General features: G+C 64.6%; 19 protein-coding genes. 11 read left to right on the top strand and 8 right to left on the bottom strand.

What is annotated here, in order from left to right:
• Nucleotides 1-31 precede the first annotated feature (31 nt).
• Both modA and modB read left to right on the top strand, forming a co-directional pair.
• Complete coding sequence (gene modA / locus AC1DV8_RS08580) at nt 32-784, top strand: molybdate ABC transporter substrate-binding protein (protein ID WP_477157150.1); 753 nt, start codon at nt 32-34, stop codon at nt 782-784.
• 10 nt (nt 785-794) lie between these two features.
• On the top strand, nt 795-1,478 hold the full coding sequence (gene modB / locus AC1DV8_RS08575) for a molybdate ABC transporter permease subunit (protein ID WP_477157149.1): 684 nt from the start codon (nt 795-797) through the stop codon (nt 1,476-1,478).
• Nucleotides 1,479-1,626: 148 nt separating this feature from the next.
• Here the strand turns inward: modB and AC1DV8_RS08570 are convergent, their stop codons facing one another.
• Entirely contained in the window at nt 1,627-2,055 is a 429-nt protein-coding gene (locus tag AC1DV8_RS08570) for a hypothetical protein (protein WP_477149936.1), read from the bottom strand.
• Nucleotides 2,056-2,223: 168 nt separating this feature from the next.
• Between AC1DV8_RS08570 and AC1DV8_RS08565 the strand changes: the two genes are divergently transcribed.
• The 3 genes from AC1DV8_RS08565 (at nt 2,224) to hemH (ending at nt 6,010) form a co-directional block, all read left to right on the top strand.
• On the top strand, nt 2,224-3,123 hold the full coding sequence (locus tag AC1DV8_RS08565) for a LysR family transcriptional regulator (RefSeq protein WP_477149935.1): 900 nt from the start codon (nt 2,224-2,226) through the stop codon (nt 3,121-3,123).
• A gap of 26 nt (nt 3,124-3,149) precedes the next feature.
• The gene (locus tag AC1DV8_RS08560) at nt 3,150-4,904 is read left to right on the top strand and encodes a HoxN/HupN/NixA family nickel/cobalt transporter (protein ID WP_477157148.1); all 1,755 of its coding nucleotides are present in this window, start codon (nt 3,150-3,152) and stop codon (nt 4,902-4,904) included.
• Between the two features lie 86 nt (nt 4,905-4,990).
• Nucleotides 4,991-6,010, top strand: coding sequence for a ferrochelatase (gene hemH / locus AC1DV8_RS08555; protein WP_477157147.1), 1,020 nt, complete (start codon nt 4,991-4,993; stop codon nt 6,008-6,010).
• A 67-nt stretch (nt 6,011-6,077) separates the two neighbouring features.
• On the opposite strand, the gene ligD is transcribed toward hemH, so the two are convergent.
• A complete protein-coding gene (gene ligD, locus AC1DV8_RS08550) occupies nt 6,078-8,666 on the bottom strand; it encodes a DNA ligase D (protein ID WP_477157146.1) in 2,589 nt (862 codons plus the stop codon).
• Between the two features lies 1 nt (nt 8,667).
• Nucleotides 8,668-9,519, bottom strand: a complete 852-nt coding sequence (ku, locus tag AC1DV8_RS08545; RefSeq protein WP_477157145.1) for a non-homologous end joining protein Ku — start codon at nt 9,517-9,519, stop codon at nt 8,668-8,670.
• Nucleotides 9,520-9,677: 158 nt separating this feature from the next.
• Here ku and AC1DV8_RS08540 point away from each other — a divergent pair, with 158 nt between their 5' ends.
• Entirely contained in the window at nt 9,678-10,655 is a 978-nt protein-coding gene (locus AC1DV8_RS08540; RefSeq protein WP_477149930.1) for an SPFH domain-containing protein, read from the top strand.
• A 24-nt stretch (nt 10,656-10,679) separates the two neighbouring features.
• Nucleotides 10,680-11,126: an NfeD family protein gene (locus AC1DV8_RS08535; RefSeq protein ID WP_477149929.1), complete on the top strand. Its 447-nt coding sequence runs from the start codon at nt 10,680-10,682 to the stop codon at nt 11,124-11,126.
• Here AC1DV8_RS08535 and AC1DV8_RS08530 read toward each other — a convergent pair.
• Nucleotides 11,123-11,986: an OmpA/MotB family protein gene (locus tag AC1DV8_RS08530; RefSeq protein ID WP_477149928.1), complete on the bottom strand. Its 864-nt coding sequence runs from the start codon at nt 11,984-11,986 to the stop codon at nt 11,123-11,125. The two genes, AC1DV8_RS08535 and AC1DV8_RS08530, sit on opposite strands and share 4 nt — an antisense overlap.
• Entirely contained in the window at nt 11,986-12,756 is a 771-nt protein-coding gene (locus AC1DV8_RS08525; RefSeq protein WP_477149927.1) for a motility protein A, read from the bottom strand. Before AC1DV8_RS08525 ends, AC1DV8_RS08530 begins: the two co-directional genes overlap by 1 nt.
• 188 nt (nt 12,757-12,944) lie before the next feature.
• On the opposite strand from AC1DV8_RS08525, the gene AC1DV8_RS08520 reads away from it, so the two are divergent.
• Nucleotides 12,945-14,204 (top strand): outer membrane beta-barrel protein, encoded by a 1,260-nt coding sequence (locus tag AC1DV8_RS08520; protein WP_477157144.1) that lies wholly within the window; start codon nt 12,945-12,947, stop codon nt 14,202-14,204.
• A gap of 12 nt (nt 14,205-14,216) precedes the next feature.
• Here the strand turns inward: AC1DV8_RS08520 and galU are convergent, their stop codons facing one another.
• On the bottom strand, nt 14,217-15,086 hold the full coding sequence (gene galU / locus AC1DV8_RS08515; protein ID WP_477157143.1) for a UTP--glucose-1-phosphate uridylyltransferase GalU: 870 nt from the start codon (nt 15,084-15,086) through the stop codon (nt 14,217-14,219).
• A gap of 112 nt (nt 15,087-15,198) precedes the next feature.
• Here galU and galE point away from each other — a divergent pair, with 112 nt between their 5' ends.
• The 3 genes from galE to AC1DV8_RS08500 are packed head-to-tail and all read left to right on the top strand — an operon-like array spanning nt 15,199 to nt 18,692.
• Nucleotides 15,199-16,185 (top strand): UDP-glucose 4-epimerase GalE, encoded by a 987-nt coding sequence (gene galE, locus AC1DV8_RS08510; protein WP_477157142.1) that lies wholly within the window; start codon nt 15,199-15,201, stop codon nt 16,183-16,185.
• 9 nt (nt 16,186-16,194) lie between these two features.
• Nucleotides 16,195-17,409 (top strand): lytic murein transglycosylase, encoded by a 1,215-nt coding sequence (locus AC1DV8_RS08505; RefSeq protein ID WP_477157141.1) that lies wholly within the window; start codon nt 16,195-16,197, stop codon nt 17,407-17,409.
• Between the two features lie 53 nt (nt 17,410-17,462).
• Nucleotides 17,463-18,692, top strand: a complete 1,230-nt coding sequence (locus tag AC1DV8_RS08500; protein WP_477149922.1) for an SGNH/GDSL hydrolase family protein — start codon at nt 17,463-17,465, stop codon at nt 18,690-18,692.
• Nucleotides 18,693-18,737: 45 nt separating this feature from the next.
• On the opposite strand, the gene AC1DV8_RS08495 is transcribed toward AC1DV8_RS08500, so the two are convergent.
• Complete coding sequence (locus AC1DV8_RS08495; protein ID WP_477157140.1) at nt 18,738-20,156, bottom strand: glutamate synthase subunit beta; 1,419 nt, start codon at nt 20,154-20,156, stop codon at nt 18,738-18,740.
• Between the two features lie 5 nt (nt 20,157-20,161).
• On the bottom strand, nt 20,162-24,802 hold the full coding sequence (gltB, locus tag AC1DV8_RS08490) for a glutamate synthase large subunit (RefSeq protein ID WP_477157172.1): 4,641 nt from the start codon (nt 24,800-24,802) through the stop codon (nt 20,162-20,164).
• Nucleotides 24,803-24,962: the final 160 nt, after the last annotated feature.

The following is a 24,962-nucleotide window of genomic DNA, read 5'->3' as shown; positions in this document are numbered from 1 at the left end:
GATATCCCCATTTGGACATATCGAGGGCATCATGCGTCGGATCACAGTTCTGCTTGGCGTCAGCCTGCTTGCGCTCACCGGCGCTCCGGCCTTTGCCGCCGACGTCAGCGCAGCGGTGGCTGCGAACTTCACCAAGCCGGCCGAAGAGCTCGGCGCGGCCTTCACCGCAAAGACCGGCGATACGGTGACCTTCAGCTTCGGCGCCACCGGGGCGCTCTACACCCAGATCAGCCAGGGCGCGCCGTTCGAGGTGTTCTTCGCCGCCGACAATAAGCGCCCGAAGCAGGCGGTGGCCGAGAGCTTTGCGGTCGATGGCACGGTGTTCACCTATGCCGTGGGCAAGGTGGTGCTGTATTCGCCGTCGCTCGACCTGACCGATGGCGCCGCGGTGCTGAAGGCCAATGAATTCCAGCACCTGTCGGTCGCCGATCCCATGACCGCGCCCTATGGCGCCGCGGCGATGGAGACGCTCGACAAGCTCGGGTTGACCGAAGCACTGACGCCGAAGTTCGTCACCGGCGAGAACATCAGCCAGGCGCTGCAGTTCATCGACACCGCCAATGCCGAGCTTGGCTTCGTGGCGCTCAGCCAGGTGATCGACAGGCCGGCGCCGCAGGTCTGGCGCGTGCCAGCCGAGGATTACGCGCCGATCCTGCAGGACGCGGTGCTGCTGAAGGCCGGCGAGGCCGATCCGGCGGCGGCCGCCTTCCTCGAGTTCTTGAAGGGCGACGAAGCCCGCGCCATCATCGAGAAATACGGCTACGAGGTTGGCTCGATAGATTGAGGGATGTGGGATGCTGAGCGCCAGTGAGATCGTCCAGCCCGTTGGGCTGACGCTGACGCTGGCGTTCATCGTCACCGCCATCCTGCTGGTCATCGGTACGCCGATCGCCTGGTGGCTCTGCCGCACCCGCTCCCCGCTGCAAGCTCCGATCGCGGCGGTAGTGTCGCTTCCGCTGGTGTTGCCGCCCACGGTGCTCGGGTTCTACCTGCTGCTGGCGTTCGGGCCGAACGGGCCGGGCGGCTTGCTCGCGCCGCTCTGGGGGGCGCGGACGTTTGCCTTCTCGTTCGAGGGGCTGGTCATCGCTTCGGTGATCTATTCGCTGCCCTTCATGGTCCAGCCGCTGCGTACGGCGTTCGAGGCGGTAGGCGACGATCCGCTCGAGGCGGCGGCGACCCTCGGCGCTGGGCCGTGGAAGACGTTCTTCCGCGTCGTCCTCCCTCTGTCGCGGGCAGGCTACCTCACCGGTGCGATCCTCACCTTTGCCCACACGGTTGGGGAGTTCGGCGTGGTGCTGATGATCGGCGGCAATATCCCGGGCAAGACCAAGGTGCTGTCGATCGCCATCTACGACTATGTCGAGCGGCTCGAATGGGGCAACGCCCACATCCTCGCTGCCGGCATGGTGGTGTTCGCGTTCGTGGTGATCACGGCGGTGATGCTGATCGACCGGCGGGTTGGGCGGGTGGTCGGCTAGTCCCCGCCATCCGCCAACACGATGTCATTCCCCCGTAGGCGGGAACCTAGTGGGATGCTTCAGCACAAGCGGGCGTGGAGAGATCGCACTGCGTCCCCGCCTTCGCGGGGATGACGCCGGTGGGGGGAGGGGGCAGTCCCAGGTCGCTCTAGGGCAGCCGCAGCAGTTCCACGAACCGCTTCAGCGCCTTGCCCAGGCCCTTGCGCTTCTTCTGATCCAGGTCGGCGAACAGCGCTTCCTCGAGTTGCTCCCAGTTCGCTGCCAGCACCTCGCGGATGCGTGCTCCGCGCTCCGTCAGGGCCAGGCCCGGCACCAGGTCCGGGCCGATGGCCTGGCGGGCCACGATGTCCCGCTCGATCAGCCGGTCGAGCCGCGGCTGCAGGGCTTCCGGCTCCAACCCCAGTTCCTCGGCCAGCGCCGCCTCGCTCGCCCCGAGCTCGGCGTGCAGCACGAAGATCACGGCATCGTCGCCGGCTTCCAGCCCGCGGTCGAGCAGCGGCACCAGCAGCGCCTTGTGGGCGAGCTGGCCAGCTTCGATCAGCCGGTAAAGCGTTGAGCGGGCTTCGGGTTTGGTCATGGGTGGATAGATAGACTTCAAGATGGGTTCGAGCGACATGGGACCCAGTCTATCGTTAATCGGTAAACGACCAAGGGGCGGCATTGTTCACCCTATGCAGATGACTTAAGCGTGGAGAGCGTGTTCGGGTGGAACGCGCTCAGTCTACACATTTCAGGTCAGCAACGCATGAGCCAGGACCTCGCCCGCATCCGGGCTTTCGTGCAGGTGTTCGATGCCGGTGGCTTTTCCTCCGCGGCGCGGCAGCACGGGCGCTCCAAGGCGCTGCTGTCCAAATATGTCACCGACCTCGAGGATTATCTCGGCGTCCGGCTGATGAACCGGACCACCCGCAAGCTAAGCCTCACCGAAGCCGGCGAAGCCTATTACCGCGAGGCGAGCCAGCTGCTGCAGCAACTCGACGATCTTGACGCGACGATCTCCGATCAGACCGCCGAGCCGCGGGGGCTGGTGCGGGTATCGGCGCCGCGCAATCTCGGCGAAACCACGCTGGCGCCGGCGATCTTCGCGTTCATCGCCAAGAACCCGCTGATGTCCGTCGATCTACGGCTCGAGGATCGCTACGTCGATCTTGTCGAGGAGAGCGTCGACGTGGCGCTCCGCATCTCGACGCTGGCGGATTCCTCGCTCATCGCCCGCAAGATCTCGGACATGCGGCATGTCATCTGCGGTTCGCCGGAATTGGTGAAGCGCGTGGGGTTGCCGACCTCGGGCGAGGCGCTGCGCAACATGCCCTGCGTGCTCGATACCAACATGCCGTCGCACAGCTCCTGGCGCTTCATCGAGGATGGCAAGCCCCTGTCGGTGCACGTGTCCGGTCCGGCACGCGTAAATTCACCTGTGGCGGCCATGCAGGCGGCGCTTGCCGGCCTTGGCTTCGCCGTATTGCCGACCTACCTCGCTGACCCGCATATCGCCGAAGGGCGGCTGGTGCGCGTGCTCGAGGACCGGATGCCGGAAGGCCCCAGTCTGCAGGCCGTTTACCCGCACCGGCGGCATCTTGCCGGCAAGGTCCGCGCGCTGATCGACCATCTGGTCGCCTGGTTCGCCGACAACCCGGTTAAGTAGATCTAGGCAACGGGGCAGGGGCGTCGATGGCGGGTTTGTTGCGCAGGCTGGCGCTGGCTTCGGCAGCCGCTTTCGGTTTCGTTGGCGCCGCCCAGGCCCATCCGCATATCTTCATCGATGCCAAGGCGACCATCGTCTTCAACGACGCGGGCGAACTCTCCGAGATCCGCAACGCCTGGACCTTCGACGAGGCCTTCTCGGTCTGGCAGATCCAGGGCCTCGATACCAACAATGACGGCATCACCTCGTCCGAGGAGATGCAGGAGCTGGCTGACGAGAACATCAAGGGGCTTGGCGAGTACAACTTCTACACCTCGGCCGGCGAGACAGCAGCGTCGATACCGTTCACCTCGACCGGCCCCGGCAAGTTCGAGTTCCGGAACAACCGCTCGACGCTGAGTTTTTCCATCGCGCCGCAGCAGCCGTACCGGATCAAGAAAAAGCTCGAGATCGCCATTGCCGACCCCGAGTACTATGTGGCGATCGCCTTCAACGCGCCCGCCGATGTGACGCTGGAGAACGCTCCGGCCGGGTGTGCCGTGCACATGGAGCCGCCGCGCGAGCTGTCGCCCGACCTGCAGGCGCGGCTGTTCGACCTGTCGCCCGACGTGACGCAGTTGCCGCCCGACCTCGAAGCGGCGGTACGCGGATCACAGGGCGCCATCGTGCTCGATTGCGCCGGCGCCGCGCCGCCCAAGGAAGCGGCCACCGCTGTCGAGGCCGTAACGCAGGTGGCCGAGGCCAAGCCGGCGCTGCCGTTCGGAGGCCCGCCGCCCGAGCCGGGGTTCAAGCTGCCCAAGACCGGCTTTCTCGGCTGGGTTTCGCAGATGCAGTCCGATTTCTACCAGGCGCTCACGGCTGCGCTGGGCAAACTCAAGACCGACTACACCGCGTTCTGGGTGCTGGGCGGGCTGAGCTTCCTCTACGGGGTGTTCCACGCCGCCGGCCCGGGGCACGGCAAGGTGGTGATCGGGTCGTACATGCTGGCCAACGAGCGGCAGGTGCGGCGGGGCATCGGGCTGAGCTTTGCCGCGGCGATGATGCAGTCGCTGGTGGCGGTGGTCTTCGTCGGCGTGGCGGCGGCGATTCTCGGGCTATCGAGCGTTGCCATGAACCACGCCGTCGGCTGGATCGAGAAGGCCTCCTATGGGCTCGTCGCGCTGCTCGGGCTGTGGTTGATCGCGCGAAAGCTGTTCGGCTGGGGCGGCCACTCGCACGACCATGGCCCCGATCTCACCGCCAAGGCGCACCAGCATCTCCACGCCGGCGAAGCGCCGAAGCACGCGTTGCTGAGCGAGCGAGGCCAGAGCTTCAACTTCCGCTCCAGCCTGCAGCCGGCGGATGGCCCGCGCCTCGATGCGTATGGCCGGGTGCCGGGCGACGCGCATTACGGCCACGACCACGGCGATCACGGTGACGATCACGACCATGGGCATCATCACGTGGTGACCGCCGAGCAAACCGGCGGCGATTGGCGCGAGCAACTGGGCGTGGTGCTCGGTGTCGGGCTGCGGCCCTGCTCGGGGGCGCTGGTGGTGCTGGTGTTTGCGCTGAGCCAGGGCATCCTCGCGGCCGGTATCGCCGCGGTGTTCCTGATGGGCCTCGGCACGGCGATCACCGTGTCGGCGCTGGCGGTGCTGGCGGTCGGCGCCAAGGGCTTTGCACAGCGCTATCTCGGGTCCGAAGGCAAGATCGGCAGCCGGCTGGTCTGGTGGGCTGAACTCGTCGGCGCGCTGGTGGTGTTTGCGTTCGGCGCAGTGCTGCTGCTCGCCAGTTTCTGAGCCTGCCGCGACACCCTTGCACTTGTGTTCGGGGCGGCCCTGACTATGTTGCGCGCCAACAACGTTTTCAAGCTACAGGCCAGCCCATGGCAACCGGACTTCCTGCCGGACACCCCCCGATTGCGACGCCGAAGGTCGGGGTGCTGCTGCTCAATCTGGGCACTCCCGATGGTACCGACTACTGGTCGGTGCGTCGCTATCTCAGCGAATTCCTCTCCGACAAGCGCGTCATCGAGGCATCGCCGTGGATTTGGCAGCCGGTGCTGCAGGGCGTGATCCTCACCACCCGGCCGCAGAAGAGCGGCGCCAACTACGAGCGCATCTGGGACAAGGAGCTGGACGAGAGCCCGCTTCGCGTCATCACGCGCAAGCAGGCGACCAAGCTGCAGGAGCGGCTGGGCAAGAACATCGTGGTCGAGTTCGCCATGCGCTATGGCAACCCGTCGACCAAGTCGGGCATCGATGCGCTGCAGGCCGCCGGATGCCAGAAGATTCTCCTCGCGCCGCTCTATCCGCAATACTCGGCGACCACCACGGCGACCGCCAACGACAAGGCGTTCGATGCGCTGAAGACGATGCGCTGGCAGCCAGCGATCCGTACGCTCCCGGCCTATTTCGATGAGCAGGCCTATGTCGAGGCGCTGGCGCAGAGCATCGCCGATGGCGTCGCAGCCCTGGATTTCACTCCGGACCTGATCCTCACCTCGTATCACGGCATGCCGGTCGAGTACCTCGAGAAGGGCGACCCGTACCATTGCCAGTGCCTCAAAACGACGCGGCTGGTGCGCGAGCACCTGGGCTGGTCCGAAGAAAAGCTGAAGGTGACGTTCCAGAGCCGGTTCGGGCCGACCAAGTGGCTCGAGCCCTACACCGACGCGACGCTGATGGCGCTGCCCGGCCAGGGGGTGAAACGGGTTGCGGTGGTCGCGCCGGCCTTCTCGGTCGATTGCATCGAGACACTTGAGGAGATCGCCATCACCGGCCGCGAGCAGTTCGAACATGCCGGCGGCGAGCGCTACGCCTACATCCCGTGCCTCAATGACAGCGAGCTGGGGATGGGCATGCTGGAGAGCGTGATCCGCAGGGAACTGCAGGGCTGGGTTTAGGCTCGTTGGTGCCCGATGCTCGGGCGGCCCGCCAACCGGTGGGCTGTGGGACGCTCAGTATGCCAAGTCAGAGCTTCAGATCCTTCAACGGCCCCGCCACCGCCTCCACCATGCCCTTGGTGATCGACTGGGTCAGGTCGAAATATCCCACCCACGGATCCGGCTCCTGCGCCTTGGCCGCGGCGGCTTCGATCTCGAACAGGTTGGCCGCCTTGATCGTCTCGAGTTCATCCCAGCCGACCGGCACGGCGCAGGGCGCGTTGGGGCGGGCGCGGGTGGAGAACGGGGCGATCGCGGTCGAGCCACGCTCGTTGCGCAGGTAGTCGACGAACATCCGGCCCTTGCGCTCGACCTTGCGGATGTTGGCGGTGAAGCTGTCGGGCTCGTTGTCCTCCAGCTTCTGCGCGAAGGTGCGGCAGAACAGCTTGACCAAAGGCCACTCGGTCACCGGTTTCAGCGGTGCGATGACGTGGATGCCCTTGCCGCCAGTGACCATCGGGAAGCTCTTCAGCCCCCATTCGCCGAGCACGTCGCGGATATGGATGGCGGCCTGGCGGGTCACCTTGAAGTCGAGGCCTTCGTCCGGATCGATATCGAAGATGATGCGGTCGGGCTTTTCCAGGGTATCGATATGGCTGCCCCAGATGTGGAACTCGAGCGTCGACATCTGCACGCCGGCGACGATGCCGGCGAGGTCGTCGACATAGAAATGGTCTTCCCGTTCGCTTTCCTTGAGCTCGATGGCGACGCGCTTCATCACATCGGGAAAGCCGCCGGTATCGTGCTTCTGGAAGAACGGCTTGCTGCCGCGCGGCACGCGGACGAGGCTCAGGGCGCGCTTTTCGATATGGGGCAGCATGCGCTCGGCCACGGCATCGTAATAGGCGACGAGTTGGCCCTTGGTAACGCCGCCGTCCGGCAGCGCCTCGCGGTCGGGGCTGGTGAGCCGCACGCCGAGCCGCTCGGCCACGGCTATCCCCATGTCGTCGGTGAGCTTCATGGCCTTGAGCTTAGCCGCTGATTTCCGCTTTGTCGCCACGGGCTTGGGCGCCTTGGTTTCCAGTTTCACTTCGCGGGCGGGCTTATCCTTCCTGAGTCCGACGAAGGACGGATGACGCAACACTCCGTCTGGGGTGAACTCCGTGAAGTCGACTTCAGCGACCAGTTCCGGCTCGATCCATTTCGCCCGGCGCGAGATATCGCGCGGCACGGTCTCGAAGGCCGGGGTCTTCCGCGCCCGCTTGTCCATCTCCGCCTGCAATTCCGCGGCGCTCTTCGCATTGAAGCCGGTGCCGACGCGGCCACGATAGACCAGCTTGCCGTGCTCCCACGTCCCCAGCAGCAGCGAGGCGAAACCCTTGTGCTTGTCCGATGGCCGCCAGCCGCCGATGACGAATTCCTGCCGGTTGGTGCATTTGATCTTCAGCCACGTGCGGGTGCGCTCATGCCGGTAGGGCGCGTCGGCAAGCTTGGCGATCACCCCCTCCTGGTGTGCCTCGCACATCGCCTTGAACACTTCGTCGCCGTGTCCGCGCACGTGATCGGAGTACTGCACCTCGGCATGCTGGTTCACCCTGCCAATGAGCTTCCGTAGTCGCTCCTTGCGCTCCAGCAGCGGCAGCTTCTCGAGGTTCTCGCCGTCCTGTTCGAGGATGTCGAAGACGAAGTAGACCAGCGGTCCGCCGCTCGACAGCGCGTCCTTCAGCGTCGAGAAGTCGGTGCGGCCGTCCTTGAACGAGCAGACTTCGCCGTCGAGCAGTACGGAGCCCTTGGTGAGCTTGGACAGCGGCTCGACGAGTCGGCCGAACTGCGTCGTCCAGTCGTTGCCGTTGCGGGTGAAGAGCCGCACTTCGGGCCCGGCGACCGAGGCGATGCAGCGGTAGCCGTCGAACTTCATCTCGAACAGCCAGTCGTTACCGCTGGGGATTTCCTCTAACAGCGTCGCCAATTGCGGCTCGCGGAAATCCGGCAGTGCCACAGCCTTGCCGTCCGTCCACACCTTGGCGTTCGAATCCCCCTTGGCTTCTGCCTTCGCCGCCTTCTTGCGCGGCTTATTGCCCTTGGCGATGCCGGAGAGGTCGCGGCCGGTTTCGACGCTGGTGGTGAACTTCTCGGTGAGGCCATCCGTGTCGGTGGAGTGGTCGTCGCGGTGCTTGATCAGCAGCCAGTTCTCGCGGGTGCCGTTCTTCGTCTTGTTGTCGCGGCCCTTCATGTGGACGAGCACCCATTCGCCCTTCATGCGCTTGCCGTTGAGTCGGAATTTCAGGTCGCCCCCATCGAGGCCCTCGTGCGGATCGCCGACGGGCTCCCAGGTGCCTTCGTCCCACAGCATCACCGTGCCGCCGCCATATTCGCCTTCGGGAATGGTGCCCTCGAAGTCGCCGTAGTCGAGCGGATGGTCCTCGACCCGTACGGCCAGCCGCTTGTCGGCGGGGTTGGTGGATGGTCCCTTGGTGATGGCCCAGCTCTTGAGCACGCCGTCGAGTTCGAGGCGGAAGTCGTAATGCAGCCTCGTGGCATCGTGCTTTTGCACCACGAAGCGCAGCGGCTTGCCCTTGGCGGCGCGCTTCGCCTTCTTGCCGGAGGGTTCCGAGGTTTTGGCGAAGTCGCGCTTCGCCTGGTAATCCCTAAGCAATTCGCTGGGGGTGGCAGACATCTCAGCTCGCCTTCTTGCGTGGGGTGGCCTTGGCCAGCGCCTTGGACTTGCTGGCGCTGCCGCCTTCGAGGCTCTTTTTCAGCGCGGCCATCAGGTCGACGACGTTGTCGCCGCGGGGCGAGCGGCTTGGCTCTTCGACATCGGTGGTGATCTTGCGGCCCTTCGATTTCAGCTTCCGGCCAATGAGTTCACGCAAGGCCGCCTGGTAGTGATCCTTGAACGCCTTGGGATCGAATTTCTCGGTCTTCTTCTCGATCAGCGCTGTCGCCACATCGAGCAGGTCCTCGTCGCTGGATTTGGCTGGAATGTCGGAGAAGAAGCTGTCGGACTTCTTCAGCTCATCCTCGTAGTGCAGCGTTTCGAGCAGGATGCCCTTGCCGCAGGGCTTGATCGAAACGAGGTATTCCTTGCCGCGCAACGCCAGTTGGCCCAGCCCAACCTTCTTTGCCTTGCGCAGCGCATCGCGCACGACACGGAACGCGTCCTCGGCCAGTTCGTCAGCGGGGGTCAGGAAGTAGGGCGTGTCAAAGTACATCGGCGGGATCTCGTCCTCATCGACGAATTGCACCAGCTCCAGGGTCTTCCGCGTCTCCAGCTTCACCGCATCGATCTCGTCATCGGTGAGCAGGACATAGTCGCCCTTCTCGTACTCGAACCCCTTGCGGATCTCGTCTTTCTCCACCGGGCCGACGCCATCAACCACCTTCTCGTAGTGGATTGGCTTGCCGGTCGGCTCGTGGATCTGGCGGAAACTCGGATTGGCGCCAGATTTCGTGGCCGTGAACATTTCCACGGGAATCGAAACGAGAGAAAGGCGTAACTGGCCTTTCCAGATTGGACGGGTGGCGGGCATGGTCTCAACTCGCGAACGATTGGTCGATCATTCAACGGCATTTGCCGCCCGAGTGTTCCCACCGGCTAGCGATGGATAAAGACCAACCAACATTGCGCCGACTCCGCCCCGCACATACATATTTCGCAACGGGCCGGGCACGTGGAAGGGGACGAGGCATGGACTTTCTGGAACTCGATGGGTTGAGCCTGACGCTGATCACGCTGGGCGTGCTCGCCGTGCTGGTGCTGTTCGCCGGCGCCAAGGTGGTTCCGCAGGGCTATAACTACACGGTGGAACGGTTCGGGCGGTATATCCGCACGCTGAAGCCGGGTCTCAGCCTGATCATCCCGTTCATCGACGGCATTGGCCGCAAGATGAACATGATGGAGCAGGTGGTCGATGTCCCGCACCAGGAAGTCATCACCCGCGACAACGCCACGGTCACCGTCAATGGCGTCAATTTCTACCAAATCCTCGACGCCGCGGCCGCTGCCTACGAAGTGGCGCAGCTGGACCTCGCGGTGCAGAACCTGACCATGACCAACATCCGTACGGTCATGGGCTCGATGGACCTCGACCAGTTGCTGAGCAACCGCGACGAGATCAACCAGCGCCTGCTCAAGGTGGTGGACACGGCGGTGTCGCCCTGGGGCCTCAAGATCACCCGCATCGAAATCAAGGACATCGATCCGCCCAAGGACCTTATCGACTCGATGGGCCGGCAGATGAAGGCGGAGCGCGAAAAGCGCGCGCTGATCCTCGAAGCCGAGGGCAAGCGGCAGGCCGCGATCCTCCAGGCCGAGGGCCAGAAGCAGAGCCAGGTGCTCGAGGCCGAGGGCCGGCGCGAAGCGGCGTTCCGCGATGCCGAGGCGCGCGAGCGTTCGGCCGAAGCCGAAGCCAAGGCGACGCAGGTGGTGTCGGACGCCATCGCCTCGGGCAACGTGCAGGCGATCAACTACTTCGTTGCCAATAACTACATCAAGGCGCTCGAAGCGCTTGCCAAGTCGCCGAACCAGAAGGTGCTGATGCTGCCGGTCGAAGCGGCCAGCGTCATCGGCGCCATTGGTGGCATCGCCGAGATTGCCCGCGAAACCTTCGGCGCCGAAAAGCCGGCGACGCGGCCGTCCAGCGGCCGCCCGCCGTCCACCACGTAACCCACGCGAACCCAGGAGGCAGACATGCAGGTCCTCGACTTCATCGCCACCCACGGCGCGTGGTCATGGATAGTGGCGGGATTGGTTCTCCTGGCGCTCGAGCTGGTGGTGCCCGGCGGTGTGCTGGTGTGGCTCGGCGCCGCGGCGCTGATCACCGGGCTCGGCGCGCTGTTCATCGACATCTTCTGGCCGCTGCAGTTCGTGATCTTCGGCGTCCTGGCGCTGGTCAGCATCTGGCTGTGGCTCAGGTTCCGCGGCCCGGGCGTGGTGTCCGACCGGCCGTTCCTCAACCAGCGCGCCAACCGCTTCATTGGCCACGAGGCTGTGCTCGACGAACCAATCCGCGATGGCTTTGGTCGGTTGTCGCTCGATGACACGGTGTGGCGCGTGCAGGGCCCCGATCTCGCCGCCGGTTCGCGCGTGCGGATCGTCGAGGCGCACGGGGCGCTGTTGAAGGTCGAAGCCGCCTAGGGCCTAAGGTCCACCGGCACCGGCGGCTTCTCGAATTTCAGCAGGATCGAGACGCGTTGGTTGGCGCTGAGATAGGGGTCGTTCGGAAAGAACGGATCGGTGGCGCCGCGACCGGTGACCGATCGCAGCCGGTCCGGTGACAGGCCGAATTCCTCGAGGATCTGCCGCACCACGTTGGCGCGGTCAAAGCTCAGCTCCCATTCGCCATAGCGCGGGTTGTCGTAGGTGCCGCCGGCCGAGGTGTGCCCGGTGATCTCGATCTGGTTTGGCAGCTTGTTGATCAGCGGCGCCAGCGCGGCGATGGCCTTGCGGGTGATCTCGTAGGGATATTTCGAGCCCTCGGGGAACATGGCGCGGCCCTGCTGGTCGGCGATGACGATGTTCAGCCCGTCCTCGGTGTTCTCGACGATCAGGTTGTCCGCCAGCGCGGTGATGTCGGGCTGGTCCTGCCAGGCCTGCTTCAGGCTGGCCGCGGCCAGCGCATACTGGGCCGCACGCTCAAGGGAGGTGCGCTCGTCGGCGAAAGTGTTGGCTTCCTGCCCCTGGCTCTGATTTTCCTGCTGGTCTTCGGTCGCGAACTCGGTATCGGCCTTGGTCTGGGTGGTTGCGACGCTCTTGAGATAGTCGCGCTCGGGATTGCCCTGCCGCTCGATCATGCCGGTCATCTGCGAGAACGGCTGGATGCCGAAGGCGTCCTGCACGGAGCCGGCCGCCATGTTCAGCTTTTCCTGGTCTTGCACCGAAAAGCTCAGCAGCATGACGAAGAACGCCATCAGCAGGCTCATCAGGTCGGCGAACGAGATGACCCAGGCGCCGCCATGGCCGCCGCTGCCGATGGCCTTCTTGCGGTGGATGGCCATCACGCGGCTTCCAGCAGTTTTTCGCGGGTGTGCAGCGGCAGGAAGCTCGCCAGCTCGTCGCGGATGGTATTGGGGCTGCGGCCCTCGCGGATCATAACCAGCGCCTCGATGATGAGGCTGCGGTTGGTGCCCTCCTCGGTGGCGCGGTTGGCCAGCTTGTCGGCGATAGGGAGCGCGAAGACGTTGGCGAGCACCGCGCCATAGAGCGTGGTCAGCAGGGCGATGGCCATGCCGGGGCCGATCTTCTTGGGATCGTCCATGTGGCCGAACATCGAGACGAGGCCGATCAGCGTGCCGACCATGCCCATGCCGGGCGCGGCTTCGCCGAATGCCTTGAATATCTTGTGGCTTTCCTCGATGCGCTCGTAATCGAGATCGCGCTCGCGCTCCAGCGAAGCGCGGATGGCCTCGGCCGAGAAGCCGTCGGCGATCATGCGGACGCCGCGCTTGAAGAACGGATCCTCGACCTGCACGTTCTCGAGCGCGATCGGGCCCTGCCGCCGCATCGTCTCGGCGATCTCCGCGATCTGGTCGATGAGGTGGTTGGTCGAGACGTGCTTGTAGAACAGCACCGACTTGAAGCCATTGACCGTGCCATTGGCAAAGCCGGCCATCGTGTAGCGCGCCATCACCGCCATGATGCCACCGCCCACCACGACGACCGTCGCCAGCAGGTTGATGAAGCTCATGGGGCTTGAGCCTTCGAGCAGGATCGCGCCGAACAGCATGGCGAAGCCGCCAACGATCCCGATGAGGGTTGCGATATCCATAGTCGTGAGCCCCGACGCTGCAAATATAGGCTAAAAGCCGAGGCCTATCCTGACCCCCACCGAATAATTCCCATTTAAGAGCAAGGGTTAACGGGTGGTTTGTGATTGGCGGCCGGGCTGGGGCAAGGCTTCCTTAACCATAAGCTGCAAGGGTTCGTTGAGGATTATCCGGCGGGACGCTGCAGCTGATGGGAACGAGGAGAGCCGGCATTGCCGCAAGCGCCACGGCGCTGGCGCTGCTCGTCGTCCCCACCATGGCGGGCGAGTTCAACCCGCTGGGCGATGGATCGGGCACCAACAATGCCGACCTGACCCGCGACGCCACCGCCGACTGCGACAATTGCCGCGCCACGCCGCCCTATGAATGGGGCGACGCGCCGTTCGATCTCGACTGGAGCCTCGGCCTGCGTGGTGGCATCACGGATGATGGCAGCGAGCAGACCTACCAACTGATCGCACTGCCGAGCTTCACACTGCGGCACGAAACCATCCGCGGCGGCTATGATGTCGGACTGAAGGGCGAGCTCACCTACGACCTCGATGGCACCGCGCGCATCGACTCGATCACCGGCACGGCGGGCGGCGAGTACGAGCTCGATGCGCTGACCACGCTGGCCGGCCGGGGCAACCTCATCGTGTCGCAGGACGATCCGGACGCGCCCAACGTTGCATCCGAGCCGGTGGTGATCTCGGGCGATGGCGAAGTCAGCGCATCGCGCGACCTCGGCGCGTTCAATGTGGCAGTGCGCGGCCGCGCAAGCCGGGTGGTCAATGGCGAGACCGTCTACGTCGACAATTCGACCAGCGACAACAGCTTCCAGAACACCACCGGCTACGGTGCGGGCGCCCGCCTCGGTTATGAGCTGACGCCGGGCCTCGTCGCCTTCGTCGATGCCGAGGCCGACTACCTGACCTACGACCAACCGTCACCGAGCCTCCTGGTCAAGCTCGACAACGTCACCTATGCGGGTCGCGCCGGGCTCAGTGCCAAGTTCAACGAAACGCTCGAACTGGAAGGCTCGCTCGGGCTTGGCTACAGCGATTTCGCCGACAGTTCGCTCTTGGATTTTTCCGCCGTGCTCTACGACGCCAAGGCGACCTTCCGCCCTGACGAAACGCTGACGCTTTCCGGCACGTTCTCGACCACCATCTCGTCGCCTGGCACCACTTCGGACGCGACTTCGAAACTCACCTACGCAGCGGTGGGCGACATCAGCTACCAGGTGAACCCGTGGCTGCGGCTGCGCGCCGACGCGCAGTGGAGCGAGGCGCACTACCAGGGCATCGACAACGACGAATACAAATGGGGTTTTGGTGCGGGAGCGGATTACCTGCTCAACGAGCACACCGACCTCACGGCCGATTACAGCTTCCTCCGCACCGAAAAGACGCCGGCCCCGGCCACCGATGAGCACCAGGTGACCCTGGGGGTCACCTTCCACAAGTAATCGCGCCAAGCGTCAGATCAGGTGTCGGATTTCCTTGCGGAAGGCCTCGGCGAGATCCGGCCGGTCGAGGGCGAACACCACATTGGCGGTGAGGAAGCCGAGCTTCGAACCGCAATCGAAGACCTTGCCGTCGTATTTCACGCCCGTGAAGCTCTGCGTGCGGATCAGGATCTGCATGGCATCGGTCAGCTGGATTTCGCCGCCGGCGCCCTTGGTCTGCTCGCTGAGCAGCGTGAAGATTTCGGGCTGCAGGATGTAACGGCCGGAGATGAAGAGGTTGGACGGCGCGTCGGCCGGCTTGGGCTTTTCCACCATGCCGGTGATCTTGAAACCCGAATCGGGGCCCTTGCCGCGCGCCACGATGCCGTAGCTCGACACCTCTGCCGGGTCGACTTCTTCGACGCCGATGATGTTCCCGCCGGTTTCCTCATAGGCTTGCATCATCTGCTTCATCACGCCGGGCTTGGCCTTGAACACCATGTCGGGCAACAGCAGTGCGAAGGGCTGGTTGCCGACCAGTTCGCGGGCGCACCACACCGCGTGGCCAAGCCCGAGCGGCTCCTGCTGGCGGGTGAAACTGGTCTGGCCGGCCGAGGGCAGGTCCTTCTGCAGCTCCGACAGGGCATCGGTCTTGCCGCGGGTTTCGAGCGTATGCTCGAGCTCGTACTGGCGATCGAAATGGTCCTCGATGACGCCCTTGTTGCGCCCGGTGACGAAGACGAAATGCTCGATGCCCGCCTCGCGCGCCTCGTCCACGGCGTACTGGATCAGCGGCCGATCGACCACGGTCAGCATTTCCTTGGGCATCGCCTTGGTGGCAGGCAGGAAGCGGGTGCCGAGACCCGCAACCGGGAAAACGGCGGTGCGCACGCGATTGGGCAAGGAGGAACTCCTGAAAAGGCGGGAGAGGGGGCTATAGGCAGGCTATAAGGCGTTTCTTAGCATCTCGCGAATTAGCGTCCATGCCGTTAATTTCGGGTTTGAGGGTTGAACCATGACGGTTCTGGTCACCGGCGGCGCCGGCTATATCGGCAGCCACATGGTGCTGCGGCTAGCCGACGCCGGACAGCGGGTCGTGGTGCTCGACAACCTCACCACCGGCTTCGACTGGGCCATCGACCACCGGGCGACGTTCGTTCAGGGCAATGCCGGCGACATGGAGCTGGTGGGCAAGCTCATCGCCGAGCACGGCATCACCGAGATCGTCCACTTCGCCGGCTCGATCGTGGTGCCGGAATCGGTCAGCGATCCGCTGAAGTACTACGCCAACAACACGGCGACCTCGCGCAACCTCATCGAGGCGGCGGTGAAGGGCGGGGTGAAGCACTTCATCTTCTCGTCGACCGCCGCGGTTTACGGAAATGCCGGGCTCGAGCCGGTGGCCGAGACGAACCAGCTAATGCCCGAGTCGCCCTATGGCCGCTCCAAGCTGATGACCGAGCTGATGCTCGCCGATGTTGCTGCGGCGCACCCGCTGACCTATGGCGTGCTGCGCTACTTCAATGTCGCCGGCGCTGATCCCAAGAAGCGCAGCGGCCAGTCCTCGCCGACCGCGACGCACCTGATCAAGGTCGCCGCGCAGGCCGCCCTTGGACAGCGGCCGAGCATGGGGATTTTCGGCACCGATTTCCCGACCCCCGACGGCACCGGGGTGCGCGACTACATCCATGTTAGCGACCTGGTCGAGGCGCATGCGCTGCTTCTCGACTACCTGCGAAAGGGCGGCGCGTCGGTCACCATGAACTGCGGCTACGGCCGCGGCTTCTCAGTGCGCGACGTGGTGCGCACGGTGAAGGAAGTGTCGGGCGTCGAATTCAAGGTGATCGAGGAGCCGCGCCGGGCCGGCGATCCGGCTTCGATCGTCGCCAAGGCCGACAAGGTGCGGCAAGTGCTGGGATGGAAGCCGGCGCATGATGACCTGAACGAGATCGTTGACGCGGCGATGAACTGGGAGCGCTATTTAGCCACACGGAACAGGTAGCGATTCGTTATGCAACGTAAGCTCGCTCTTTTCGTCGCGCTCCTCGGTCTCAGCTCGCCGGCGTTGGCTCAGCCGGTTGAGAGCTTCGAGTCTTTCATCAAGAACTTCGAAGCGACAGCGGTGGCCGCTGGTGTGACCCATGAAACCTACGCCAAGGCGATGTACGGCCTGAAGCCCGATCCGAATGTGCCGGAACTGGTGACCGCGCAGCCCGAGTTCACGACACCGCTGTGGGACTACATCGACAAGCGCGTCACCGAGTGGCGCATGGGCAAGGGCAAGGAAGCGATCGAGCAAAACCAGGCCCTGCTGACAGCGACCGGCGAGAAGTATGGCGTTGATCCTTATCTCCTGGCCTCGATCTGGGGCATCGAGACCAACTACGGTCGAGTGCTCGCCGATCCCAAGTTTATCCGTCCGATCATCCCATCCCTGGCCACTCTGGTGCATCAGCGGCGCGTTCGGCTCGAAGGCGACACGGCGGACCTGATCGCGGCGCTGCTTCTGGTCCAACGCGGGCCGCTCGACGCCACCCAACTGGTCGGCAGCTGGGCCGGCGCGATAGGGCATCTCCAGGTTAACCCCTCCAATGTCATCAAATACGGCAGGGACGGCGATGGCGACGGTGCCATCGACCTGCAGAACTCTCTCGCCGACGCTCTTGCGACCACTGCCGAGTACCTGCTCGGGTTCGGCTACAAGCCCGGCCTCGACTGGGGCTATGAAGTGAGTGTGCCGGATGGGTTCGATTACCTGCTGGCAACACGCGACCAGCTGCGCGCCATCTCGTTCTTCACCGATCTCGGCGTGAGCCGGCTCGGCGGCGCTGCCTTCAGCGACCCGTCGATTCCGGTGTTTCTCTATGCGCCAACGGGAGCCAAGGGACCCAAGTTCCTGATGACGAACAACTACCTCGTCCTCAAGAGCTACAATTTCTCCGACAGCTACGCGATGGCCATCTCTCACCTCGAAGACCGACTGAAGGGGCGCGGCGAGTACATTACGGCCTGGCCGCGGGACACCGAATTCCCCAATCTCGAGCAGCGCAAGGCGATCCAGGAGGCCCTGATCAAGCTCGGGCTCTACGAGGGGCTGGTCGACGGCCGAATTGGGCCGGTCAGCCAGGCTGCATACGCCAAGTTCCAGGCGTCAAAGGGTGAGGTGGCCGACGGGTTCATCACGCTGCACAGCTATGAGGAACTGACTACTGCCGCTTCGCAGTAGATTCTGCGCGAGCGGCCTTAACTTCACCGCGTCACCTCCGCTAAATACCTGCCATGCAGAAGAAACCCAACCGTTTCGTCCTCTGGATCATCGGCGCCGTTGTGGCGGCGCTGGTGCTCACCGACATGCTGCCGATGTTCGTGCAGGCGCGCGAGGCTGAGCAAGCCGCGCCGGCGATCACCCAGCAGGCCGATGACGGGAGCATGCTGGTTGCCCAGCAGGAGCAGCCGCGCAAGAAGCGCCGCACGCTGATGGACCTGCTGTTCGGCAACGACGATCAGCAGCAACAGGAAGAAGCTCCGCTGGTCGAAAAGCCGGTGGTGAAGAAGCAGAAGAAGGCCGCCTTGCCGCCCGCCAAGCCGGCGGTGGAGAAGGCGACCGGCGCCACCCGCCTCGCGGTGTTCGGTGACTCGATGGCGAACGATGTCGGCAAGGCGCTGGAGCGCTTCTATGCCGAGGATCCGAACATCGCCATCCTGACGCAGGGCGTCGCGGACTCGAGCTTCGTGCGGCCGGATTTCTTCGATTGGCCCAAGACCATCAACGAGCAGATCGCGGCCAACAGCTTCGACATCGCGGTGATCCTGATCGGTATCAACGATCGCCAGAAGATGCGGCTCAACGGCGAAAGCTACGGCTCGCTGACCCCTGAATGGACCACCGAATACTCGGCTCGCGTCACCAATGTGGTGAAGGCGCTGCGTGCTGCTGGCAAACCGACGATCTGGATCGGGCTGCCGCCAATGGAGGCGCCAAAGTTCGGCAAGGCGATGATCCAGGTCAACGAAATCCAGCGGCTCGCGGCCTTCAGCGGCGGCGCCGAGTTCCTCGATATCTACGAGCGCTTCGCCACCGAAGATGGCGGCTACACGTCGCGCGGCCCGGACCTCAACGGCAACCAGGTCCGCATGCGCAAGGATGACGGCATCCACTTCTCCGCCGCCGGTGCAGACAAGCTTGCCTTCTACCTCAGCCAGAGCCTCAAGAACTATTATCGCGGCGGCGGCACGGTCGGCATCGAGGTGGCCGATCCGCTGCTCGGCACCGACGCGCAGCTGATGGTGCGTCCACCCTACCAGGGGCTGGGGCAGATGAAGCTGCTCGAAGTCGCGGGCGCGGTGATCTCGCTCACTCACACGCCGCGACGCGCTACCGATCTCGTCACAGCCGACATGGCCGACGCCACATCGGTCGGCTTCGACCTCACGCAGATGATCGATGCGCCAGTCGGCCGTGCTGATGCATTCGGTGTTGGCAGGGTCGAGAACCCCAACCCGAAATGAAGAAGGGGCGCCGAAGCGCCCCTTGAACTCTCAGTACTCCCGCGTTTAGCGCGGCAGCTCAGTGGTCCCCATCAGCCACTGGTCGATCGAGCGGGCGCACTGGCGGCCTTCGCGGATCGCCCATACCACCAGCGACTGGCCGCGGCGCATGTCGCCGCAGGAGAACAGCTTCTCCTTGGTGGTCTTGTACTGCATCACGTCGGCCAGCACGTTGCCGCGCTTGTCGTATTCAACGCCCGAGGCGTTCAGCATGCCGTCCTGCACCGGGCCGAGGAAGCCCATGGCGAGCAGCACCAGGTCGGCCTTGAGCACGAACTCGGTGCCCGGGATCGGCTGGAACTTGCTGTCGGCGCGGGCGCAGTGCAGCGCCGTGACCTTGCCGTTCTCACCGTCGAACTTCACGGTGGCAACGGCGAAGTCGCGGACCACACCCTCTTCCTGCGAAGAGGAGGTGCGCATCTTCATCGGGTAGTTCGGCCAGACCAGCGCCTTGTTCTCCTTTTCGGGAGGGGCGGGCATGATCTCGATCTGGGTCACCGACAGGGCGCCCTGGCGGTTCGAGGTGCCGATGCAGTCCGAACCCGTGTCGCCGCCGCCGATCACCACGACATGCTTGCCGGTGGCGAGGATCGGGGCAACGTTGTTCAGCGGCTCGTCGCCATTGCGGCGGTTCTGCTGCGGCAGGAACTGCATCGCGAAATGGATGCCGTCGAGCTCGCGGCCCGGGATCGGCAGGTCGCGCGGCTTCTCGGCGCCGCCGGCCAAAGCCACGGCGTCATACTCGGCCTGCAGCTGCTCGATGGTCACGTCGTAGCCGACATGCACGCCGGTATGCAGCGTCACGCCTTCGGCTTGCATCTGCTCGGCGCGCCGGTCGATGTGGCGCTTCTCCATCTTGAAGTCGGGGATGCCGTAGCGCATCAGCCCGCCGATTTTGAGGTTCTTCTCATAGAGGTGCACGTCGTGGCCGGCGCGGGCCAGCTGCTGGGCGCAAGCCATGCCGGCGGGGCCGGAGCCGATCACCGCGACCTTCTTGCCGGTCTTGTTGGGGTTGATCTGCGGCTTGATCCAGCCCTCTTCCCAGCCCTTGTCGACAATGGCGCACTCGATCGACTTGATGTTGACCGGGGTGTCCGGGATGTTCAGCGTGCAGCTGGCCTCGCACGGGGCGGGGCAGATGCGGCCGGTGAATTCCGGGAAATTGTTGGTGGAATGAAGGTTCTTCAGCGCCTTCAGCCACTCGCCCTTGTAGACGAGGTCGTTCCAGTCCGGGATCTGGTTGTTCACCGGGCAGCCGTTGTGACAGTAGGGAATGCCGCAATCCATGCAGCGCGCCGCCTGGTCGCGGGTGCCCTTGTCGCCCAGCGGGATGACGAACTCGTTGTAGTTCTTCAGCCGCTGCTCGACGGGAAGGTAATCGCGGTCGACGCGATCGATCTCGAGGAAGCCAGTGATCTTGCCCATTATTCTTACTCCGCGGCGATCTGCTGCGCCGCAGCGCGTTGCTGTTCCATCTTGGCCAGGGCCTTGCGATACTCGACCGGCATCACCTTCCTGAATTTGGGCAGGAATTCGTCCCAGTTGCTCAGGATGTGGTTGGCCCGCGACGAGCCGGTGAAGCTCTTGTGCCGGGCGATCAGCTGGTAGAGCCGCTCGGCGTCACGCCGGCCGAGATCGTGGAGGATCTCGACGACGCCCATGGTCTCGAGGTCGCCATGGTGGCCGTATTCGCGGCCGGAGATGTTCTCCTCCTCGACCACCGGCTCGAGCTCGACCATCGCCATGTTGCAGCGGCTTTCGAACGTCTCGTCCTCGTCGAGGACGTAGGCGACGCCACCCGACATGCCTGCCGCGAAGTTGCGGCCGGTCTTGCCGAGCACCACCACAACGCCGCCGGTCATGTACTCGCAGCCATGGTCACCGGTGCCCTCGACCACGGCGATGGCGCCGGAGTTGCGGACCGCGAAGCGTTCGCCGGCCACACCGCGGAAGTAGCACTCCCCGGTAATGGCGCCGTAGAGCGCGGTGTTGCCGATGATGATCGACTCTTCCGGCACGAAGCCGCGCTGTTCCGGCGGCCGGACCACGAGGCGAGCGCCCGACAGGCCCTTGCCGACATAGTCGTTGGCTTCGCCGACGAGATCGATCGAGATACCCCGTGTCGCCCATGCGCCGAACGCCTGGCCAGCGGTGCCGGTCAAGGAGATGGCGATGGTGTCTTCCGCGAGGCCGGCATGGCCGTAGCGCTTGGCCACCGCACCGCCAAGCATGGCGCCCGCCGAGCGGTCGACGCTGGCGATCTTTTCGACGATCTTCACCGGAGTGCCGTGGTCGAGGGCAGGCCGTGCCTGCTCGATCAACCGCCGATCCAGCACGTTGTGGATCGGGTGGTTCTGCACTTCGGTGTGGGTGATCGACACGCCTTCGGCCGCGAACGGCTTGTGGAAGAGCTTCGAGAAATCGAGCCCCTTGGCCTTCCAGTGTTCGACCGCCTCGGTGCGGTCGAGCATCTGCATCTGGCCGACCATTTCCTCGAACTTGGTGTAGCCGAGTTCGGCCATCAGTTCGCGGACTTCCTCGGCGACGAAGAAGAGGTAGTTGATGACGTGCTCGGGCTTGCCGGTGAAGCGCGCGCGCAGCACCGGGTCCTGGGTGGCGACGCCGACCGGGCAGGTGTTGAGGTGGCACTTGCGCATCATGATGCAGCCGGCGGCGATCAGCGGAGCCGTCGCCATGCCGAACTCGTCGGCACCCAAGAGGGCACCGATCACCACGTCACGGCCGGTACGGATACCGCCGTCGACCTGCACGGCAATACGGCCGCGCAGCTTGTTGCGCACCAGCGTCTGGTGGGTTTCGGCAAGGCCGATTTCCCACGGGCTGCCGGCATGCTTCAGCGAGGTCAGCGGCGAAGCGCCGGTGCCGCCTTCATAGCCGGAGATGGTCACGTGGTCGGCGCGCGCCTTGGCGACGCCGGCGGCAACCGTGCCGACACCGACCTCGGAGACGAGCTTCACCGAGACCTGGCCGTCGGGGTTGACGTTCTTCAGGTCGAAGATCAGCTGCGCCAGGTCTTCGATCGAGTAGATGTCATGGTGCGGCGGCGGCGAGATCAGGCCGACGCCCGGGGTCGAGTGACGCACCTTGGCGATGGTCTCGTTGACCTTGTCGCCGGGCAACTGGCCGCCTTCGCCGGGCTTGGCACCCTGCGCCATCTTGATCTGCATCATGTCGGAGTTGACGAGATACTCCGTCGTCACGCCGAACCGGCCCGAAGCCACCTGCTTGATGGCCGAGCGCTTGGAATCGCCGTTCGGCATCGGCTTGAAGCGATCGACTTCCTCGCCGCCCTCGCCGGTGTTCGACTTGCCGCCGATCCGGTTCATGGCGATGGCAAGCGTGGTGTGCGCCTCGAGCGAAATCGAGCCATAGCTCATCGCACCGGTCGAGAAGCGCTTGACGATCTCGACCGCCGGCTCGACCTGGTCGAGCGCCACGGGTGCACGGCCATCCTCGCCGGCGCCCTTGATGCGGAACAGCGAGCGGATGGTGACGTACTTGTCCTCGACCTCGTTCACGAGCTTCGAGAATTCGCGGTACTTGTCCTGGGCGTTGCCGCGGGCGGCATGCTGGAGGTTCGCAACCGTTTCGGAGCGCCAGACATGCGCCTCGCCGCGCTGGCGGAAGGCGTAGTCGCCGCCGATGTCCAGCACGTCCTCGAGCACCGGCGAGTTGCCGAACGCATCGATGTGGCGCTTCACCGTCTCTTCGGCGACCTCCGCGAGGCCGGCGCCTTCGATGGTGGTGGCGGTGCCGGTGAAGTAGGTGTTCACGAACTCCGAGGTCAGGCCGACGGCGTCGAAGATCTGCGCGCCGCAATAGGACTGATAGGTCGAGATGCCCATCTTGGCCGTGACCTTGAGGATGCCCTTACCGATCGCCTTGATGTAGCGGTAGATGATTTCGTCTTCGTCGACCTCGCCCGGCAGGTCGGGCTTCATGGCGATCAGCGTCTCGAACGCCAGATAGGGGTTGATCGCCTCGGCGCCATAGCCCGCGAGAGCGCAGAAGTGGTGGATTTCACGCGCTTCGCCGGTCTCGACCACGAGGCCCACCGAGGTACGGAGGCCCTTGTTGATCAGGTGATGGTGCACGCCCGCGGTCGCCAGCAGCGCCGGGATCGCCACCCGGTCGCGACTCATGGCGCGGTCGGAGAGGATGATGATGTTGTCGCCAGAGTGGACGGCCATCTCGGCATCCGAGAACACCTGGTCCAGCGCCCGCTTCATGCCCTCGGCGCCTTCCGACACCGGATAGGTGATGTCCAGCGTCTTCGAACGGAACGGGTTGTCCTCCATGCCGCCGATGGCCCGGATCTTCTCCAGGTCTTCGTTGGTGAGGATCGGCTGGCGCACTTCCAGCCGCTGGCGCTTGCCACCGCCCTTCAAGTCCAGAACGTTCGGGCGCGGGCCGATGAACGAGACGAGGCTCATCACCAGCTCTTCGCGGATCGAGTCGATCGGCGGGTTGGTGACCTGCGCGAAGTTCTGCTTGAAGTAGGTGTAGAGGAGCTTGGACTTGTTCGAGAGCGCCGAGATCGGCGTGTCAGTGCCCATCGAGCCCACTGCTTCCTGCCCGGTGGTCGCCATCGGGGTGAGGAGGAGCTTCAGGTCTTCCTGGGTGTAGCCGAACGCCTGCTGCCGATCGAGCAGCGGGATATCCGAGGTCTTGGGCTCGAAGTGCACGGCCGGAAGGTCCTCGAGCACGATCTGGGTGCGCCCGAGCCAGGTCTTGTACGGATGTGCCTGCGCGAGGTCCGCCTTGATCTCCTCGTCGGAGACGATACGGCCCTGCTTCAGGTCGATCAGCAGCATCTTGCCCGGCTGCAGGCGCCACTTCTTCTTGATCTTTTCGGCCGGGATCGGCAGCACGCCGGCTTCCGAGCTCATCACCACTTCGTCGTCTTCGGTGACGAGATAGCGGGCCGGGCGCAGCCCGTTGCGGTCGAGTGTCGCGCCGATATGGACGCCGTCCGAGAAGCACATGGCGGCGGGGCCGTCCCACGGCTCCATCAGCGCAGCGTGATACTCGTAGAACGCGCGGCGATCCTCATCCATCAGCGGGTTGCCGGCCCAGGCTTCGGGGATCAGCATCATGGCCGCATGCGGCAGCGAATAGCCGCCGCGGATCAGGAACTCGAGCGCGTTGTCGAAGCAGGCGGTATCCGACTGACCCGGATAGGAGATCGGCCACAGCTTGTTGATGTCGCCGCCGAACAGCGGGGACTCGACCGAAGCCTGGCGCGCCGCCATCCAGTTGACGTTGCCGCGCACGGTGTTGATTTCGCCGTTGTGGCAGACGAACCGGTAGGGGTGCGCCAGCCGCCAGCTGGGGAAGGTGTTGGTCGAGAAGCGCTGGTGGACGAGCGCGAGCGCCGACTCGAAGTCGGGGTCGTGCAGGTCCTGGTAGTAGGCGCCAAGCTGGGCCGCGAGGAACATGCCCTTGTAGACCAGCGTCCGGCAGCTCATCGACACGATATAGAAGTCGTTCGGCTTGCCCTCGAAGGCCGAGAAGATCTTGGCCGACATCACCTTGCGGATGATGTAGAGCTTGCGCTCGAACGCTTCCTCATCGGCGATGCCGTCGCCGCGGCCGATGATCACCTGCCGGTGGCAGGGCTCGGTGGCGACGATCTCGGGGTCCTTCGACAGCGAGGCGTTGTCGGACGGCACATCGCGCCAGCCGACGACCGTCTGGCCCTCGTCCTCGATAACCTTGTTGACGACGCGCTCCATCTTGGCGCGCAGGTCTGCGTCCTGCGGCATGAAGATGAAGCCGACGGCGTACTTGCCCTGCTCGGGCAGGTGGAAACCCAGCCGCGAGCTCTCCTTGACGAAGAACTTGTGCGGGATCTGCACCATGATACCGGCGCCATCGCCCATGAGTGGGTCAGCGCCCACGGCGCCGCGATGCTCGAGGTTCTCGAGGATGGCCAGACCGTTCTGCACGATCTTCTGGCTGGGCAGGTTCTTCATGTTGACGATGAAGCCCACGCCGCAAGCATCGATCTCGCGCGTCGGGTCATAGAGGCCCTCGGCCTGCGGCCGCATCACGCCTGTGGGCAGGTCGGTGCGGTAGCCGTTTTTGCGATTGGCGGTATCCGTGACGGGAAGTGAGACCATTCCGTTCCGTGCATCAGCCATTTCGCAAAATCCTCTGTTTGCAGTCGTCTTCGAGACCAGGGCGAGTGCCCCGGTGTTCAAGTTCCTT

It is taken from the genome of Devosia sp. P3_B2, from assembly GCF_056402875.1.
This window is presented reverse-complemented; position numbering and strand designations above follow the sequence as displayed.

What these genes read in the sequence shown, in the direction of transcription:
- modA (WP_477157150.1), top strand. Translation starts at nt 32, where the DNA reads ATGCGTCGGATCACAGTTCTGCTTGGCGTCAGCCTGCTTGCGCTCACC.
- modB (WP_477157149.1), top strand. Translation starts at nt 795, where the DNA reads ATGCTGAGCGCCAGTGAGATCGTCCAGCCCGTTGGGCTGACGCTGACG.
- AC1DV8_RS08570 (WP_477149936.1), bottom strand. Translation starts at nt 2,055, where the DNA reads ATGACCAAACCCGAAGCCCGCTCAACGCTTTACCGGCTGATCGAAGCT.
- AC1DV8_RS08565 (WP_477149935.1), top strand. Translation starts at nt 2,224, where the DNA reads ATGAGCCAGGACCTCGCCCGCATCCGGGCTTTCGTGCAGGTGTTCGAT.
- AC1DV8_RS08560 (WP_477157148.1), top strand. Translation starts at nt 3,150, where the DNA reads ATGGCGGGTTTGTTGCGCAGGCTGGCGCTGGCTTCGGCAGCCGCTTTC.
- hemH (WP_477157147.1), top strand. Translation starts at nt 4,991, where the DNA reads ATGGCAACCGGACTTCCTGCCGGACACCCCCCGATTGCGACGCCGAAG.
- ligD (WP_477157146.1), bottom strand. Translation starts at nt 8,666, where the DNA reads ATGTCTGCCACCCCCAGCGAATTGCTTAGGGATTACCAGGCGAAGCGC.
- ku (WP_477157145.1), bottom strand. Translation starts at nt 9,519, where the DNA reads ATGCCCGCCACCCGTCCAATCTGGAAAGGCCAGTTACGCCTTTCTCTC.
- AC1DV8_RS08540 (WP_477149930.1), top strand. Translation starts at nt 9,678, where the DNA reads ATGGACTTTCTGGAACTCGATGGGTTGAGCCTGACGCTGATCACGCTG.
- AC1DV8_RS08535 (WP_477149929.1), top strand. Translation starts at nt 10,680, where the DNA reads ATGCAGGTCCTCGACTTCATCGCCACCCACGGCGCGTGGTCATGGATA.
- AC1DV8_RS08530 (WP_477149928.1), bottom strand. Translation starts at nt 11,986, where the DNA reads ATGGCCATCCACCGCAAGAAGGCCATCGGCAGCGGCGGCCATGGCGGC.
- AC1DV8_RS08525 (WP_477149927.1), bottom strand. Translation starts at nt 12,756, where the DNA reads ATGGATATCGCAACCCTCATCGGGATCGTTGGCGGCTTCGCCATGCTG.
- AC1DV8_RS08520 (WP_477157144.1), top strand. Translation starts at nt 12,945, where the DNA reads ATGGGAACGAGGAGAGCCGGCATTGCCGCAAGCGCCACGGCGCTGGCG.
- galE (WP_477157142.1), top strand. Translation starts at nt 15,199, where the DNA reads ATGACGGTTCTGGTCACCGGCGGCGCCGGCTATATCGGCAGCCACATG.
- AC1DV8_RS08505 (WP_477157141.1), top strand. Translation starts at nt 16,195, where the DNA reads ATGCAACGTAAGCTCGCTCTTTTCGTCGCGCTCCTCGGTCTCAGCTCG.
- AC1DV8_RS08500 (WP_477149922.1), top strand. Translation starts at nt 17,463, where the DNA reads ATGCAGAAGAAACCCAACCGTTTCGTCCTCTGGATCATCGGCGCCGTT.
- AC1DV8_RS08495 (WP_477157140.1), bottom strand. Translation starts at nt 20,156, where the DNA reads ATGGGCAAGATCACTGGCTTCCTCGAGATCGATCGCGTCGACCGCGAT.
- gltB (WP_477157172.1), bottom strand. Translation starts at nt 24,802, where the DNA reads ATGCGGCCGCAGGCCGAGGGCCTCTATGACCCGACGCGCGAGATCGAT.